Annotated in this window: 14 protein-coding genes and 1 tRNA gene; 8 read left to right on the top strand and 7 right to left on the bottom strand. The window is 38.7% G+C overall.

Features of this window, described 5'->3' with window-relative positions:
• Positions 1-602: 602 nt before the first annotated feature.
• The gene (locus B4U84_RS19185) at positions 603-1,640 is read left to right on the top strand and encodes an AI-2E family transporter (protein WP_131120115.1); all 1,038 of its coding nucleotides are present in this window, start codon (positions 603-605) and stop codon (positions 1,638-1,640) included.
• Between the two features lie 112 nt (positions 1,641-1,752).
• Positions 1,753-2,055, top strand: a complete 303-nt coding sequence (locus B4U84_RS19180; RefSeq protein ID WP_017310728.1) for a DUF2288 domain-containing protein — start codon at positions 1,753-1,755, stop codon at positions 2,053-2,055.
• A gap of 45 nt (positions 2,056-2,100) precedes the next feature.
• On the opposite strand, the gene B4U84_RS19175 is transcribed toward B4U84_RS19180, so the two are convergent.
• On the bottom strand, positions 2,101-4,257 hold the full coding sequence (locus tag B4U84_RS19175; protein WP_131121009.1) for a WD40 domain-containing protein: 2,157 nt from the start codon (positions 4,255-4,257) through the stop codon (positions 2,101-2,103).
• A 347-nt stretch (positions 4,258-4,604) separates the two neighbouring features.
• Here B4U84_RS19175 and B4U84_RS19170 point away from each other — a divergent pair, with 347 nt between their 5' ends.
• The 3 genes from B4U84_RS19170 (at position 4,605) to B4U84_RS19160 (ending at position 6,721) form a co-directional block, all read left to right on the top strand.
• Positions 4,605-5,702, top strand: a complete 1,098-nt coding sequence (locus tag B4U84_RS19170; protein ID WP_131120112.1) for a tocopherol cyclase family protein — start codon at positions 4,605-4,607, stop codon at positions 5,700-5,702.
• A gap of 145 nt (positions 5,703-5,847) precedes the next feature.
• A tRNA-Arg gene (locus B4U84_RS19165) sits at positions 5,848-5,921 on the top strand.
• Positions 5,922-6,187: 266 nt separating this feature from the next.
• Positions 6,188-6,721: a YdcF family protein gene (locus B4U84_RS19160; RefSeq protein ID WP_026081905.1), complete on the top strand. Its 534-nt coding sequence runs from the start codon at positions 6,188-6,190 to the stop codon at positions 6,719-6,721.
• 94 nt (positions 6,722-6,815) lie between these two features.
• Here B4U84_RS19160 and B4U84_RS19155 read toward each other — a convergent pair whose 3' ends face one another.
• From B4U84_RS19155 to B4U84_RS19125, 6 genes are all read right to left on the bottom strand, one after another.
• Positions 6,816-7,676, bottom strand: coding sequence for a DUF5331 domain-containing protein (locus B4U84_RS19155; RefSeq protein WP_131120110.1), 861 nt, complete (start codon positions 7,674-7,676; stop codon positions 6,816-6,818).
• 168 nt (positions 7,677-7,844) lie between these two features.
• Positions 7,845-8,132 (bottom strand): (2Fe-2S) ferredoxin domain-containing protein, encoded by a 288-nt coding sequence (locus tag B4U84_RS19150; RefSeq protein ID WP_044449023.1) that lies wholly within the window; start codon positions 8,130-8,132, stop codon positions 7,845-7,847.
• Positions 8,133-8,470: 338 nt separating this feature from the next.
• Positions 8,471-9,445, bottom strand: a complete 975-nt coding sequence (locus tag B4U84_RS19145) for a cysteine synthase A (protein ID WP_131120108.1) — start codon at positions 9,443-9,445, stop codon at positions 8,471-8,473.
• 602 nt (positions 9,446-10,047) lie between these two features.
• Positions 10,048-11,340 carry an RNA-guided endonuclease IscB gene (gene iscB, locus B4U84_RS19135; RefSeq protein ID WP_131120104.1) on the bottom strand — a complete coding sequence of 431 codons (1,293 nt, stop codon included), beginning with the start codon at positions 11,338-11,340 and terminating at the stop codon, positions 10,048-10,050.
• 315 nt (positions 11,341-11,655) lie between these two features.
• Positions 11,656-12,294 (bottom strand): peroxiredoxin, encoded by a 639-nt coding sequence (locus B4U84_RS19130; RefSeq protein WP_017310719.1) that lies wholly within the window; start codon positions 12,292-12,294, stop codon positions 11,656-11,658.
• A 248-nt stretch (positions 12,295-12,542) separates the two neighbouring features.
• Positions 12,543-12,878 (bottom strand): TMEM14 family protein, encoded by a 336-nt coding sequence (locus B4U84_RS19125; protein ID WP_131120102.1) that lies wholly within the window; start codon positions 12,876-12,878, stop codon positions 12,543-12,545.
• 87 nt (positions 12,879-12,965) lie between these two features.
• On the opposite strand from B4U84_RS19125, the gene B4U84_RS19120 reads away from it, so the two are divergent.
• The 3 genes from B4U84_RS19120 (at position 12,966) to B4U84_RS19110 (ending at position 17,125) form a co-directional block, all read left to right on the top strand.
• Positions 12,966-14,309, top strand: a complete 1,344-nt coding sequence (locus tag B4U84_RS19120) for an ATP-binding protein (RefSeq protein WP_131120100.1) — start codon at positions 12,966-12,968, stop codon at positions 14,307-14,309.
• Between the two features lie 18 nt (positions 14,310-14,327).
• A complete protein-coding gene (locus B4U84_RS19115) occupies positions 14,328-15,608 on the top strand; it encodes a tellurite resistance TerB C-terminal domain-containing protein (RefSeq protein WP_207390968.1) in 1,281 nt (426 codons plus the stop codon).
• Positions 15,609-15,796: 188 nt separating this feature from the next.
• Entirely contained in the window at positions 15,797-17,125 is a 1,329-nt protein-coding gene (locus tag B4U84_RS19110) for an ATP-binding protein (RefSeq protein ID WP_017310715.1), read from the top strand.
• Positions 17,126-17,179 lie beyond the last annotated feature (54 nt).

Raw genomic sequence — 17,179 nt, 5'->3', positions numbered from 1 at the left:
TGAAACTTTTGGGGAATAGGGATCGGGGATTGGGGATTGGGGAAGGTGGGGCCCCCTCTGGGGATAAGGGGTAACGGGGATCGGGGATCGGGGATCGGGGATAAAGAAGATTAACTTAGTAGCAAACTCATGATCCATCTATGTGCATCGGTGGTCAATACTGCTCGGATAAGACAAATCGATTGACATTTAAATTCTGTAGAGACGCGATATATCGCGTCTCTACAACCCCAAAATTACAACGGAAAATTCTATGCAGATTGCATTAGTGGTTGATTTTTCATTCTCTTGTTGTAGATGCTAACATCTGTACCGATATTGCACTTAATCCCACCCATAGCTTATGAAATCAAGAAAGACACGCCTTTAGATAGTTGTCTTGTGAGCATACTTCTCTCTTTTGGAATTGAAGTTATTAGTTCATAAAACAGAAAGATATACTTTGGGAAAGTGGTTATTAGTACTTAAAGAGTATAAGGTAAATGTCATTGGTAAGTATGATATTGGTAGTTGTTGCAAATAATCCATAATAATAAATACTTACTAATCTGAAATTAAAAATTATAAATATTAACTTGAATATACATTATCTTTAATAACTCATGAGTAGCTGGGGAACTAATAATTTTTGGTCTAAATTAAATAATCTTGTATTAGTCAGGTTTCTGCTTTTGGTTGCTTCTGGTTGGGCATTTGTACAGCTTTTAGGTTATTTTGAACCAGTAATTGTTATTTTCACTTTTGCTACTATCTTGGCTTTTTTATTGAGCTATCCAGTCAAATGGCTAAAACGTTTTTTACCTCATCATATAGCAGTAATTTTGGTTTTTTTACTCAGTATCGTGATTATTGGTAGTTTGACAATTACTGTTGGTTTAACTATTCTATCACAAGGACAACAATTAATTGATAGCCTCACAGCTTTTTTAAATTCATTAGCTCCCCTATTAGAACGAATTGAATTGATTTTTCGCTCACGCAATATTCAGCTAGATTTAACTTTTCTGGAAGAACAGATACGGAATCAAGCAATAAATCAACTTGTGGCTAGCTTGACTATTCTCCAAACATTTTTAACTAATTTTGTGACTTTTATATTAATCTCAGTTGTTGCTTTTTTTATGCTGCTGGATGGAGACAAGTTGTGGAATTTGATGATTAAAGTGATACCCAAACACCGTCGTAGTAGATTCACGAGTATAATTCAACGCAATTTTTTAGGTTTTTTTCAAGGTCAATTGTTATTAACTTTATTTCTGACGGGTTCTACTTTTATTCTTTTTTTATTATTAAAAGTTCCCTTTGCTTTGATATTGTCAGTTATCGTCGGGATACTTGACATTATTCCTGGTATCGGTGCAACTTTGGGAATTGCTACAATTACTTTAATTGTATTATCTCAAGGTGTTTGGTTGGCTCTCAAGGTATTAGTTGCTTGTATCATACTCCAACAAATACAAGATAATCTCATTGCACCTCGAATTATGCAAGGTGCGCTGAATCTTAATCCTGTAGTAGTATTTTTTGCTTTACTAGTAGGAGCGAGAGTAGCTGGTTTATTGGGAATCTTTATTGCAATTCCGATTGCTGGAGTTATAGTTTCTATATTTGAAATTGATGAAATGAAATCAGAGGTCTAGTTCTGATTACTAGTAATCACTTGAATATAGAGAATGAAAAAACTAATATAAAACGTGTAATTTAGTGTCAGCTTTATTTAAAATAGTAAAAAGATAGTTTAATTAATGACTAATGACTGATCAGAATTTAAGAGCAGAATTAACAGAAAACTTAGATGTAGCAGAGTGGGACTGGCTAATTCCCCACGCACAAAGAGATGCAGTGATTGTGGTAGCAATAGGATTAGATATATTGGATGTAGGAGTGGCGATCGCTAGTGATAAAGTTTTAGAAGTCCAAAACTGGATTGATGAGCAATTGATTGCTAAACCCTCTTTAGATCAATTGGGTAATTGGAATAGCGATCGCACTAAGCGATTTCAGACTTTAATTGTCCAACCATATGTATTAGTGCAAGAAAAATTGGCTGCTTAAAAAGTATTTTGTAGGGGCGTACATCTGTGCTACCCTACATTTACATTAATCAAATCCTTTCTCTATTTCTATATCTCGATTTCGCCGTGTTGCTCTAAATTCACAATTGACAAGTGTGACTGTTTTGTCTCCATTGGCTGTTGCGATGATCTTCCCATCTGGACTATAAGCAACACAATAAATCGCACCTTGATTAATGGCAATATGATTAAGTTCCTCACCCGTATCTACTTGCCATATTTTTAGATTTCCGCCGTAACTTCCGCTGGCTAAAGTTCTTCCATCTGGACTGAATGCAACAGAATAAACTTCCTCATCATTTCCAGTGATACAACTAATTTCTCTACCACTTTCCACATCCCAAAATTTGATTGTTTTATCCTGATGACCACTAGCTAAAGTTGTACCATCAGGACTAAAACAGATAGAATAAATTCTTCCCATCGAACTAGATTTACCCTTAAGAGTGAGGAATTTATCTTGGGTGAGATGCCAAATTTTAATAGTTTGATCCCGATCCCCACTACCGCTAGCGACTAGTCTACCATTGGGGCTAAAAGCTACGCATAAAACTTCATCTATATGTCCTGTCAGCGTATATATCTCTTTTTGGTGATCAACAGACCAAAGTTTAATAGTTCTGTCTTGACTACCACTAGCGATAATTTTGCCATCAGGGCTAAAAGCCACAGCATAAACTTTCTCTTTATGTCCAACAAAATTACAAATTTCTCTTTCTGTATTCACATCCCATAATTTAACTGTTTTGTCGTCGTGACCACAAGCTAAGATTTTACCATCAGGACTAAAAGCAATAGAATTGACTTTTCCAGAAACTGTAAAAGTGCGGCTTTTCTGAGTATCTAAACGCCAGAGTTTAACACTTTTATCATGGCTACCACTAGCTAATATTCTCCTAGCTGGATCAGTAAAAATTGGATTAAAAGCGACAGAAACTACTCGTTCTAAATGTTCTTCTAAAGTAGGGAGAGAATTCGGTTTTTGTGTTTCCGTTGTTGGTGATGTTGTCGGCGCGATCGCCACTGGTGGTAAAGCTGGTGGTGTCTCAGTTTTTTCTGCTTCTGGTGGTTGAGGATGGAGAACTGTATTTTGTGATTGAGGCTTTACGGGTGTTGGGATTGTAATATTTACTTGAGGTTGTTTGATTTTTGTTGCAACTTCTTGACTCAGACGTTGTTCAGTTTGAGTTAAAGACTCTGCTAAATTTTGCATTTCTGTTTGCAGTAGTGCGATCGCGTATTTAAATTCTTCTATTTGTGTTTCAGTATTTTTATTTACACCTTGTGTATAAGCATTGAGTTGAGTAACGTATTGTCTCAACGGTTGAATTTGCTGTTCAATATTTGTATTTACCTGTTTGGCAAAATTTTCTAGTTGTTCTAAGCGTTGACTAAAAGCATCGAGATTTGGTACTTGTGGCTGAGGATTGGTACTGATTTTTTTTGTCTGTGCATCAAGTTCTAGTACTTGTTGTCTGAGGAGTTCAAATTGCTTTTGAGTACTAGCATTTAGCTGTTGAGTAAAATTATCAAGTTGAGCAAAATTTTGTTTAAGAGGTTCGATTTGTTGAATACTTGTATATAACTGTTGAGTATAAGTGTTCAATTGGTTAAAATTTTGTTTAAGAGGTTCGATTTGTTGCTGGGTGTTTGTATTTAATTGTTGGATATAGGCGTTGAGTTCAATCAAATGTTGCTTGATTGGTTCGATTTGTTGCTGAGTAGTTGTATTTAATTGTTGAGTATAGGCATTGAATTGATCAATATTTTCTTTGAGCGGTTCGATTTGTAACTCAGTCGCTTTCATCAACTGTTGTCTAAATGCATCAAATTGTGCCAAGCGTTGTTGATTAGAATCAGTATTTTGCTCTTTTTGATTTTGTCGTAATTCTTCTATTTGTTGTTGAGTTGTTTGACTTAATCGTTGTGTAAATTCATCAAAGTTTTCTAAGCGCTGTCTAAATGGATCAACTAATTGATCGTATTGAGCGATCGCATTTTGTCGATATTGATCATTTAAACGCTTCAACCGTTCTCGGTTTGTGATATTCAAACCAAGGGCTACAGTTAAAGGAAATGCTGCGTAGACAACTTGTTGAGTGACTGTAGCAGCGAAGGTTCCAATTGCGGAAGCGTATAGAGAAACGTATTCAGTAACTTCTAGCCAGTGGAGTTTGGTCATATTTGGTGGACTGCTGTACTTGCGGCTGGGAGGTAAAACAGCTAGAACGTGCAACGTAGTTTTAGGACTTATCTTCATCTTCTGCTAAGAAAGTTCTCCAATCTGTGCCTAGAAATCCTCATTACTCACCAGAGATAAAAAAAGGTACTGCTTAAGGCAGGAGAATGGATTAGTTGTAGGGGTGTAAGAGTGTAGAGGTGTAGAGTGTGGCGATCAAACTTGTTTGATTGAGACTGCCAACAAGTGAGTGCGATCGCCCATACTAAAAAAGAGTGTTAGGTGAATTTAAATGCGATTTCCTAACATCCATCTCCTTTTACACTCCTAAATCCCTGTCAACAGAAATCATGCTTGATTTTCTCAGCAATCCTTTTGACACCACCCAAACTCCTCACAGTGGTTATCACTGGGATCACAGTAGCCGTCGCTTTTTTGAAGGTTGGTACTACCGCGTGACTTTACCTGATGAAGATCAATCCTTCGCCTTTATGTACTCTATCGAAGACCCCATCGGCGGTAAACCCCATAGTGGTGGTGCAGCACAAGTTTTGGGGCCGAATGATGAGTATCTGTGTCGTACCTTCCCAGAAGTCAAGAATTTTTGGGCGAAGCCGGATGTGCTAGCTTTGGGTCATTGGGGTCAAAGTAATCTAGACATTCAACCCCTTTACCTGCTACCAGAAGAATTTGAGCTTCATGTGCAACAAGGTTATCAAGCCACAGCTACCTTAAATCAAGGCATAATCAGCGATCCCAGCACTGGTCAATACTGCCGTTGGCAATATAAAATTCAACCGATGTATGGTTGGGGAAATCGCAGTAGCATACAACAATCAACCGCAGGTTGGTTGTCATTTTTGCAGATTTTTGAACCAGGTTGGCAAATTTTGATGGCGTATGGCTTGGCTAGCGGTTGGATTGACTGGAATGGCAAACGCTACGAATTTACTAACGCCCCTGCTTACGGTGAAAAAAATTGGGGTGGCGCTTTTCCTCAAAAATGGTTTTGGGCAAACTGCAATAGTTTTTCAGAGATTCCTGACTTAGCCCTAACTGCTGGCGGTGGTAGACGAGGGGTGCTGTGGTGGATGGAATCTGTAGCCATGATTGGTATCCACTATCAAGGCAAATTTTACGAGTTTGTGCCTTGGAACTCCCAAGTTAGCTGGAATATTCAACCTTGGGGTAAATGGCAAATGCAAGCCAGAAATTCTCACTACGAAGTTGAATTAACAGGAATCACTGATTTACCAGGAACTCCCTTACGTGCGCCAACAGAAGAGGGCTTGCTATTTTGCTGTCGTGACACCTTACAAGGGGAATTACACATAGAACTGCGAAAAAAAAAGCATAATTACACAGAAATTATCCTGAAAGCACACAGTTCAGCTTGTGGATTAGAAATAGGCGGCGGGCCTTGGAATGATGCTTGGCAGTCTCATTAAAACAGTGAACAGTAAGCAGTGAACAGTGAACAGTCATTTTATGCCTATGCTGGAGAATTTCCACCCAAGCGAAAAAATGATAACTGATAACTGATAACTGATAACTGTTATAAGTGGTATCATGAGAAGTGATATCCATAATTTTGGGGCTGTAGCTCAGTTGGATAGAGCGAGCGCCTCCTAAGCGCTAGGTCGCCGGTTCGAGTCTGGCCAGTCCCGTTGTCTAAAAAGTTTAATATTTGAGGTTGCACAAACACTTTGCATCTGCCCCAATAGCAGCTAAAATCTAGCAGCAAGTTGATCGATGCCTTTTTTTCTTGGCATTTGCGATCGCCTGCCAAAAAGGGAAATCACCCAAAAATCAATTTGGGATAATTTCTCAAATTTTGGTTGTTCTCAATTCTTTTTCAAGAACATTTGTTGAACCTGACGAACTTAATAGAACCTTGAAAAAGCCACTATTCAAAAATCTATCTTCTCGATTGATGATTCTCACCCTACCACTAGTTACGTTGTGGGGTTATAAGGAAATCCAAGGTCAATTTACACAACCGCAAGCAATTTTAGTCTTGGGTGGTTCCACAAAAAAATTAGAACGAGAAAAATTTACGGCCGATTTTGCTCGTAAGCATCCTAACCTACCAATTTGGATTTCTGGAGGTAGTCCCCCAACAGCAACAAAAAAAGTATTTGCCAAAGCGGGGATTAATCATCAACGCTTACACTTGGATTATCGAGCCAATAATACAGTAGAGAACTTTACCACCCTAGTGGATGATTTAGAAAAAAATAACATCAAAAATGTCTACTTAATTACTTCTGACTATCATATGAGACGCGCCACAGTCATCGGTGAGATTGTTTTGGGTAGTCGAGGAATTACTTTTAAACCAGTATCAGTTCCTTCTAGTAGTTCTCAAGCAGAACCCATTGGTAAATCTATCCGCGATGGCGTGAGATCATTGGTTTGGGTGGCGACTGGTTATACTGGTGCAGATGAATCGCTAGAGAAAAATTGAAGTAGATGAGTGCTACTCAAATAAATCAAGTAGTCTGCTTAAGCAGACTTGAACTATGAGACTGCGATTTCAATCGCAGGCGGGTTTTTTAAACTCAATAGGTAATATGAGTAGCTTCGTCTTTGTCCCATCTTGCACCTTGACAAAAGTCATCTATCCAACAAGCAAGTTTATAGTTTTGCTTATTAGGGACTGAATTGACATTATCTACCAAGTCTTGTGGTGGTATGAATGCTAACTTGGTTTTACTGTCCACCTTGCTGATAGCGATCGCAGATGATACTAGCTGAGTTTCCCTTTTGATATTACTGCTAATGAGGAGCGATCGCACAGGTTTATTATTATTACCACTGCTTTCAGCTATACCAATAACAGCAAGTGCAGGTAAAGCTTTACCCTTGTTAGTTCTATTAATTACCGCTAATGCAGGTACTGGTATACCCCTATTTTCCAATTGACTTACCACACTCAGCGATGATCCAGATTTTTTCTGATTGTGTACTTGCGTACTGACTCTATTACCAGTCTCCTGCTTCACAACTCCATTAGTTTCTTGTAACTTTTGTGATGAAAGTGTAGCTTGAGCTTGAGAATGAACTTTGCCTTGAGTTAATGTTTCAGAAAGTATTTTTTCTTGAACTAACTCTACCTCTACCTCTACATCATCATCATTATTATCTTCTTCAACTAAATACAATTTTTCTTCAGGATTGAAATTCAAACCCAAAGCTGTAACTATACAATCAGGGTTATTATTTAATTCCAAAATTAAAGGCAATATCTCATCCAGTTCTGGTTCTAAAACAGATAAAGTTGCCAAAATAAAGCCAGAAGAAGGGCGACGTTCACCATCATAAGTACCCCAGATTCGCATTTTTACTAACCAGGGACGATTTTGAAAATAGTATTTTACCCACTTTAATTTTAATGATTCACGTAGCTGCTGAATATTCATAAAATCTTTCCTTTCCCCCTTACCCTTTAACCCATTTTCAACTTAACCTTTCATGGGAAAATCCCAAAGCATGAAAATACAACTCTTCCTACACACGCGCTTGTGCTACAACGCTCTTAATCCGCGCAACGCACTGGCTCCCCTAAACCCTTACAGTCCCACACCCATTTATTGTTTTTGTCTTTGGGGATGAAATCGATGATAGAGCATCTTGGTTACAATTTGATTACCTAATAAATGCTGTTCAATTATTAAAGATACTTCACTGGGATGAACACCACTGTACCAAACCATATCTGGTACAACCAATACCATTGGACCATTACCGCATTGTCCCAAACAACTACTACCCATTACCGTGACATCAGGGACAGATATAACGTCAAAAGCTGCTAATACTTTAGCAGCCCCTTGCTTACGACAAGTACGATTTTGGCAAACACGAATACATTTCATTTGTTATTTGTTATTTGTTATTTGTTATTTGTTGTTGGTTATTTATTTTTCTAATAATTACTAACTGTTAACCAATAGACTTATACCAATTTAATATGAAGTTACAGAGAAAGAACTCTACCCCAATTCTCGCTTACGCTCGAATTTCCCCTCCCCGAAATCGGGGAGGAGATTAAGGGGTGGGGTAAAATTCTGTGCAGCTTCACGAAGAATTGGTATTATCCAAAAATTAAGTTTTGGCCGTTGCTGTACAAGGCTGTGTATACTCATTTGTGAAGAAGTCTAATGCCCAATGACACTTGACAAATGCCCAATGACACTTGACCAATGACACTTGACTATTCTGGTAAAAGCCCTTTTGATTGTAGCCATTCGTTGTTAAATATCCGTGACTGGTAGCGAGAACCACTGTCACACAAAATGGTAACGATGGTGTGTCCTGGTCCGAGCTGTTTTGCTAAAGCTACAGCTGCGCCGACATTAATACCTGTAGAACCACCCATAAATAAGCCATCTTTCCGCAGTAGTTGATAAACTACCCGTAGGGCTTCTTGGTCGTGGATTTGAATAGCATCATCAGCTGGTGCGCCTTCCATGTTCGCGGTGATCCGACTATTACCAATACCTTCGGTGATAGAATTGCCTTCCATCTTGATTTCGCCAGTTTTGATATAGCTGTAAAGTCCGCTACCCATTGGGTCAGCAACTACACATTGTATATCTGGATTTTTTTCTTTGAGAAACAAAGATACACCAGCATAAGTACCACCAGTTCCAGTTGCTGCTACCCAACCGTCTATTTTTCCTTCTGTTTGTGTCCAAATTTCTGGGCCTGTGGTTTCGTAGTGAGACTGACGATTAGCTAAGTTATCAAACTGATTCGCCCAAATCGCATTTTCCATTTCACTGGCGACTCTACCAGATAACTTGACATAATTGTTGGGGTCTTTATAGGGTACAGCAGGAACGGGACGAACTTCGGCACCTAACGCCCTCAAAGCATCCATCTTTTCTTGAGATTGGGTATCAGGAATGATAATTAGGCATTTGTAGCCTTTAGCATTACAAATGTGTGCTAATCCAATACCAGTATTACCTGCTGTTCCTTCTACAACTGTGCCACCAGGTTTTAGTAAGCCTTTTTTTTCTGCATCTTCAATAATATAAAGTGCAGCGCGGTCTTTTACGGAACCACCAGGGTTGAGAAATTCTGCTTTACCGAGAATTTCACAACCAGTCTGTTCACAGAAACTGTTTAACCGAATGAGTGGTGTGTTACCGACAGTACCTACAAAGCCGTTTTTGATATCCATATTAAAATTTACCTAGTTTGTTCTTATAAAAATTCTTACTTATTCTGGTGTTAATACAGATAAGACAAAACTACAAGAAATAGATGCAAGTTTTTCGAGACAACATTATTTATATGGTGCGATCGCGTCCTGGAATAGACTTAAAATAAAGGTTAAAGACAAAATGGGCTAATTATTGCAAGCCGATACATTAACAATGCAAGCCGATACATTAACAATGCAGGTCAATACATTAACAATGCAGGTCAATACATTAACAATGCAGGTCGATACATTAACAATGCAGGTCGATACATTAACAATGCAGGTCGATACAATAACAATGCAAGCCGATGTAATAACAATGCAAGNGCTAATTATTGCAAGCCGATACATTAACAATGCAGGTCAATACATTAACAATGCAGGTCGATACATTAACAATGCAGGTCGATACATTAACAATGCAGGTCGATACATTAACAATGCAAGCCGATGTAATAACAATGCAAGCTGATGCAATAACATTGCCAGAGGTTGCATTGAGATATTCCAAAAAATGGGAGAGCAAGTGTTTCTAGTGCAGAAATTTTGAAGCGATCGCTATTCCTCTAATCGTTATTTCATTGGACATTTGTGGAAAAAGAATACATATAGCCATCATTGCGGTGAATTGATTTACAGTACTTATAGCGCACAGGGCTGACTTTGCCTTTTGGTGTTCTCATTTCAAAAACTCCACTTTCTCGAATGGTTAACCTACCAACATGAGTTCCTGCAAACTTCCCAGTTGGGAGAATTGCGCGTACCATGTCGCCAGTCTGAAAACCAAAGAAAGTTTTGTACCGTGTTTTGTGTTTGGTGGGAAAACCATATTTATTGGGTGTACACATTTGGCGATTACCCCAACCCTTAGCAGTGATGAGCAATGGTTGCTGAGTCAACACTCGCAAAGATTCCACCACACCAACACACGTCGCGTCTAACCAATGAGTTTTAGGTAGTTCCAGCCTAGTGCGGTTGTATTTGGTTCTACCACCTGTTCCTGTTTCAATTGGTAATCCAATTTGTTTTAACCGATTGAATAGACACCACCTTGTTGAATTAACCGCGGATGCATCTTTTAATGGTTGTTTTACTTGTTTAAGAATCCGGTTCAGCACATCTGGCTTTTGTGCCAAGAAATCCTTGATATCCCTATTTCCCTTGGCTTGATTGCATGGACTACAAGCCAAGGTGAGATTGGACACGCGATTAGAACCACCTTTTGACTTGGGGTGAATATGCTCTATTTCTAGTGGTGTGTTTTCACCACCACAATAGGCGCACTTTCTGCCCCACTTCTCAAGTAGATATTCTCTAACCTCGTACCCAGTAAGTTCACCCTGTTGATACTGCACACCAGATACTTCTGGGTTTTGCATTGCTTGAGTATCAAACTTCACCAATTCCTGAGATATCCCAGTTATAGGTACGTATTGGCAAATGCGATTAACCCAAGTCAAGGTATTCTCTACTCTGGATTGCAAGCTAGGTGGCAACCACCCCACAGAACGTGTGCGGTTTAAAAACCGTGGTTTGCGATATCTGGTTTTGCGATTACGCCGATTACGACGAATTGCGCGACGCGACTCTAAATCATTCTTGATTTGTTGTCCACGATGAGTTAATTCAGCACCCCACACAACCTTGTCACTTTGCACAATTGCTAATCCTGTGGTTTTAGAACCTGGGTCAAGTTTTAGTTGGTGAGGTTGAGTCTTTGGGTCAGGAACCGCGTATTTCAGAATAATGCTAAACGGGTAACGCCGATAAACTGCGGCTTTGCCCTGTTTTAGCAGTCGTCTTGCTTGTCCTGGTGGTACAGGGTCAAGTGGTTGTAGTCCAGTGTCAATTACAAATACAAAATTAGACATTTGTCCTCTGATTACTCAGGTTATGTTTTCCTCGTCAATGTTATTTAGGCTTGTTAAGTCAAAGACACTGGCGAGCGCTAAATACACCTGTTTAATCCTTGACGACAGAGCTACAAGCTGGAAAGCACCTGTAGGTGTCATAACCTAAATAACGTAGTCCTTAAAGACTTAGACTGGCTATCTTGTCCACTGTTGACCAGTGTTTAGCGGATAGCAAACAAGCTGTGGTCAGCCAAATTTTTTGGTCAGAAACGTCAGATAAAAAACCTCACCTTACTTAATCATCAAGAAGGTGAGGTTTTGTGAGCAAGTAAATTATTTATTTGGCTGGGGAGTCATCCGCAAATAGGGTTTGACTTCCTGATAACCTTTGGGGAATTTTTCCTTCAGTACATCAGGATCTTTGAGTGAAGGAACAATCACACAATCATCACCATCTTTCCAGTCAGCTGGAGTAGCAACGCTGTAGTTATCAGTTAGTTGCAGCGAATCAATCACTCGCAAAATTTCATCAAAATTGCGTCCAGTGCTGGGAGGATAAGTCAGAGTCAGACGCAATTTTTTGTTCGGGTCAATGATAAATACTGTCCGCACCGTCACGCTAGCATTCGCGTTGGGGTGGATCATGTCGTAAAGGTCAGAAACTTTACGATCTGGATCTGCCAAAATTGGGTAGTTGAGTTTAGTACTCTGTGTTTCTTCAATGTCTCCTACCCAGCCTGTATGGGATTCAACATCATCAACACTCAGGGCGATCGCTTTAACATTGCGCTGATCAAATTCTGGTTTGAGTTTGGCAACAGTTCCTAACTCAGTAGTGCAAACTGGTGTATAGTCTGCGGGGTGAGAAAACAGCACTACCCAGCTGTCACCCGCCCACTCATAAAAATCAATATCGCCATGTGTTGAGGCTTGGGTAAAATTCGGTACTGTATCACCTAGACGGAGAGCCATGCTTGATTCCCTGTGGATAAAAAAGGATACGTGTTCTATTGTGACATGATGACATAGAACACCGGTTCCCCGATAAAGCTATTGTGGTTCGCAACAAAAATTTAATTAACTAAATCAAAATTTAATCAAACGTTAAGTGCAAAGGTAAGCAATTTCAAATTCCTTAATAGTCTCTGAGGAAAGAAATTTTAAATAGTGATAACTGATAACTGATAACTGATAACTGATAACTGATAACTGATAACTGACTATCCCCCCCTACCCAATCTCATAATTTGAAATTGATGTACAATCAGCGCTAGTGTCAACATACCTAAAATTGTCATCAATCCCGCAGGCATAAACTTACGTATTTTAGCTAATCTAAATGCAAAAACAACTATTAATATCGCTGTAACAATAGCTGCTAAAGTCAAACCCCAGTTTTGACCTTGAATTTGGATGAAAACCGAAAATATAAGTACTAAACCACTGATGCTGCCACTAAAAAGTGACACATTACTACCAGCTGTCACGTAACCTACAATACCACCCACTACTGTTAATATGCCGTAAGCAAGGGCGGCAACAGTACCTAAGTTCATTGTTACAACCTATGTAGATTTTAATTTTCCTGCAAGCTCCGGCAGACAATTTAGCATAGCTGTTTAGCTAAAAAACCCAATTGATAGATGGATAATCAAGTCATGCCTACGGCAAGTAATTCGTCTTACGCAAAGGTTCAAGTTCTCCAACGCCAAGCAGCTTCTCTTTTACTGTACCAATCTGTCCTGCAAACGGAAGTAGGTATAGCATTTCTTGATCTGTTGCAAGCGATTCGTTACAGTGAAGCGGATGCTAGAAGTTGTCTGCAAGCTTATGGCAGTTACTTTAAAGCCTTAGCGACAAAAAATCAAAACTGGGAAGAATATCTGATTACTCAAATTCTTAAAGCTGAAAATCCTTTTACAAAACAAGCTCAACAGCAAGAGTTTGAGAATTTACCAAACGCTTTGGTAGCAGCAGCCAAACATGATTTACTCGCACTCCAACATTTGTATGAATGTAGCAGCGCTGTTTTGAGTGAATGGGTACAAAATATTGCTCATTTACCTGTTTCACCAGTAGTGTGGTATCTAGACCAGGATGGGATAGCAAGTGTAGAAACGCAGTTGATTAGTTCTCTACAACAGTTAGAAAATTGGTCAGACGCTGTAGAAGATTTAGCGGCATACTATCGGCAATACGGTACTGGTTTATTTGCAGAATACAAAGCCCTACGTTGGCAAGATGGGCAGTTTTTGGGTATATCTTATCCTGATACAGTTAAATTAAGCGAGCTTGTGGGTTATGAATCGCAAAAAGAAGCTTTGTTGAAGAATACAGAATTTTTGTTGTCAGGACAGGTGGCTCTACACGTATTACTTTATGGTAGTCGTGGTTCTGGTAAATCTTCTTTAGTGAAAGCTTTACTGAATGAGTATGGAGAGAGTAACTTACGACTGTTGGAAGTGGGGAAATCTCAGCTGCAAGACTTACCAGTGATTATCGAACATTTGCGAGGAGTACCGCATAAATTTATTATTTTTGTTGATGATCTTTCGTTTGAGGAAGATGACGATGCTTTTAAGGCGTTAAAAGTCGTGTTAGAAGGGAATTTAACTGCACGTCCCCAAAATATTGTGGTGTACGCTACTTCTAATCGTCGCCACTTAGTGCGAGAGTTTTTCGCTGATAGACCTGCTCCCCGCGATCAGGATGAAGTTCATGCCTGGGATACAATGCAGGAAAAACTTTCCTTTAGCGATCGCTTTGGTCTGACTCTCACTTTTGAAGGAGCTGATCAAAAAACTTATTTAAAAATTATCCGGCATCTTGCGGATTTAGCAGGAATTAATATCAGTCAGTCAGATTTAGAATACAAAGCTTTACAATGGGCCACTCGTCATAATGGTCGTTCTGGAAGAACAGCACGACAATTTGTAGATTTTTTAAAAGCAGATTTGAATCTTGCTGCAATCCAAGTTAAAAATTAAAAGTCAAAAGAAAGAAAAATGCTCAAAACCAGCAATATGCAGTCAGCAACAGTAAGTAATCGACTTATTCTCGGTGTAGTTGCCTTTGGTGCGAGTTTTGGACTTGGTTTAGTCTTTAGTTGGGATGTTAAAAGTGCCTTTTTCACAGGCGTCATCACAATATTTTCTACTTATCTCGCAGCCTTGTTTATAGACAAGCGACGCCGAGCTAGTGAAATGCTAGTTCTAGATTCTCTCCACAAACGTATTAAAGAATTGGAGAATTTAAAATCTCGTGTAGTTGCAGAAGTAAATGAATTAGAAACTCAACATTCTCTGTTATATCAAGAATCGAATAAATTACAAAATCAAATAAATGAACGTCGAAATCAACGAGATAGTCTTAGTCGTGAGTTAAGCAGTTATGCTATCGAAAAAAAACAGTTGGAATCACAAATTAGTACTATCCAAAATGAAATTGCCGAACTAGAAAAAACCAAATTAGAACATAATAATTCCTTGTCCGCTATCAATGCAGAAAAACGTCGATTAGAATTAAATTGTAGTGTTTCTAAAGCTGAGATCAATCAGTTACATAATCAACTTTGTGAACTGTTGCAGCAAAGGCAAGACTTAGAAAGTAACTTAACTCTTCTAGAAAGACTTAAACCCCAACTAGAAGAAAAATTACATGAAATGAGACTTCAAGTCCAAGAACTAGAAACAGAACATCAGCAAAAAAATCAACTGTTGCTAGACAAAAAGCTAGAAACAGAAAAAACAGAAATTAATTTAAATTCCTTAAAAGCAGAAGTAACAGAGCAACAAAAACAAATCCAACAATTGGAAAGTCAAATTTCCTTATTGCAAGATGAACGAGATCATTTACAAAATCAAGTATGGGAATTATTACAGCAAATAGAAAACTTAGATTCCAGCAATGTATTAGAAAATAATCAGGAAGAAGATTTAGATCTTTTTCCATTTGCTGATTTACTTGATACAGTAGATGAGCTAGAAATATCAAATAATCTAGAGGAATTTTCGTCAGAATGGTCTAGCTTACTAAATCATTTATCTGAATCAGAAATTCAAGTACTAAAAGCAATTATAGAAAATGATAATCCAAATGCAGCTATAAAAAAAATAGCTGAAGCTAATATTACGATGCCAAATTTATTAATTGATTCTATCAATGAAAATGCTAATAACACGATTGGCGAATTGCTCATTGATCCAAATGTAGCAACTCCAGAAATTTATCCAGAGTATAAAAGTGACGTAGAAAGAGCGATCGCAATCTACAAAAATATTAAGTAGAAACGAAGACTTTGGGCAATAATAGCAATCATAATAGAGGTGCTTCTTACATTCGGTCAATCCAAAATCTAAAATCCATAGACGCGTAAGCGGCTTCTCGTAGAGTAATCCAAAATCGATTGACCTTATCCTACATGAAAGCAAAGCTCACCTTCAAGCTAAAATACATGGAGTTGAGGTGAATTTACATGGCAAAGCTCAAAATCTCGAAAAAAGTCTCCACTGCTATCATCAATTCTCTTGGCGCGGGTGTTGTACCAAGGGTAGGACTAGAACATATAGCAGTAGGTCGGGAAAAAGAACTACAAAGCCTATTACAAAACCTCAATGACATTGCAGAAGGAGTAGCAGCTTTTCGCTTCATAATTGGGAACTATGGTTCGGGTAAAAGCTTTATGCTCCAGTTACTTCGCAATCGTGCGATGGAACAAGGTTTTGTCGTTACTGATGCTGACTTGTGTTCAGAACGCCGACTAGCAGGAAGCAACAACGAAGGTTTAGCAACTTATCGAGAATTAATGAGTCGCCTTGCTACAAAAACTCGCCCTGATGGCGGTGCTTTAATAGCAATTTTAGAGGGATGGATTAGTAAAATTCAACAAGAAGTTGCCAAAGAAACCGGAATGCGTCCCAACGATGATGGTTTTGATGACCAAGTAGAAGCCAAAATTAGGGAAGTAATTCAGTATATAGAAGACTTAGTTCATGGCTTTGATTTTGGCAATGTGATTATTGCTTATTGGCGTGGTTATCGCCTAGATGATGATGAGCTAAAAAATGCTTCTTTGCGTTGGTTACGAGGAGAATATAGCACGAAAACAGAAGCCAAAGCTGCTTTAGGAGTGCGGGTAATTATTGATGATGATAGTTGGTATGATTACATTAAATTAATTGCTAAATTTACTGCGGAAATTGGCTACAAAGGGCTTGTAGTCTTGCTTGATGAAGCAGCAAATATATATCAAATTCCCACTACTGTCACTCGCGAAAAAAATTACAACAGGCTGCTAGCAATTTTTAACGACACCATGCAGTGTAAAGCCGAAAATCTCGGAGTGTTTATCGGTGGAACAACAAAATTTTTAGAAGACCCAAACCGCGGACTATTTGCTGATCCTGCTTGGCGTCGGCGAACAAAAGAAAGCCGTTTTGTGGCTCAAGCTGGTGTACAAGAATTTTTAGGGCCTGTGATGCGGCTCAATCCTTTGAGTCAAGAAGAAATCCTATTACTTTTGCAAACTTTAACAGAAATTCATGCCCTGAATTTTGCTTATACACAGACATTAAAAACTTCTGATTTAAAAGAATTTGTCCAAGAAATTGTCAATCGCTTGGGTGCAGCAGCATTATTAACTCCGGGTGAAATTGTCCGAGATTTTTTGAGTGTTTTAAATATAATTTATCAAAATCCCAGCAAGTCTTTTGATGAGTTAATTCATGGTGCTGATTTTAAACCTACTGCTGTGGGTAAAGATACAGATATGGGTGAAGATGATGTTGCGGAGTTTAGTTTGTAGTCATGTAGAGACGCGAAATTTCGCGTCTCTATACATAACCATATTGGGTTACGC

Source organism: Westiellopsis prolifica IICB1 (assembly GCF_004323185.1).
GTDB lineage: Bacteria > Cyanobacteriota > Cyanobacteriia > Cyanobacteriales > Nostocaceae > Pelatocladus > Pelatocladus prolificus_A.
The sequence above is the reverse complement of the archived record's forward strand: the minus strand, read 5'-3'. Positions and strand labels throughout refer to the sequence as shown.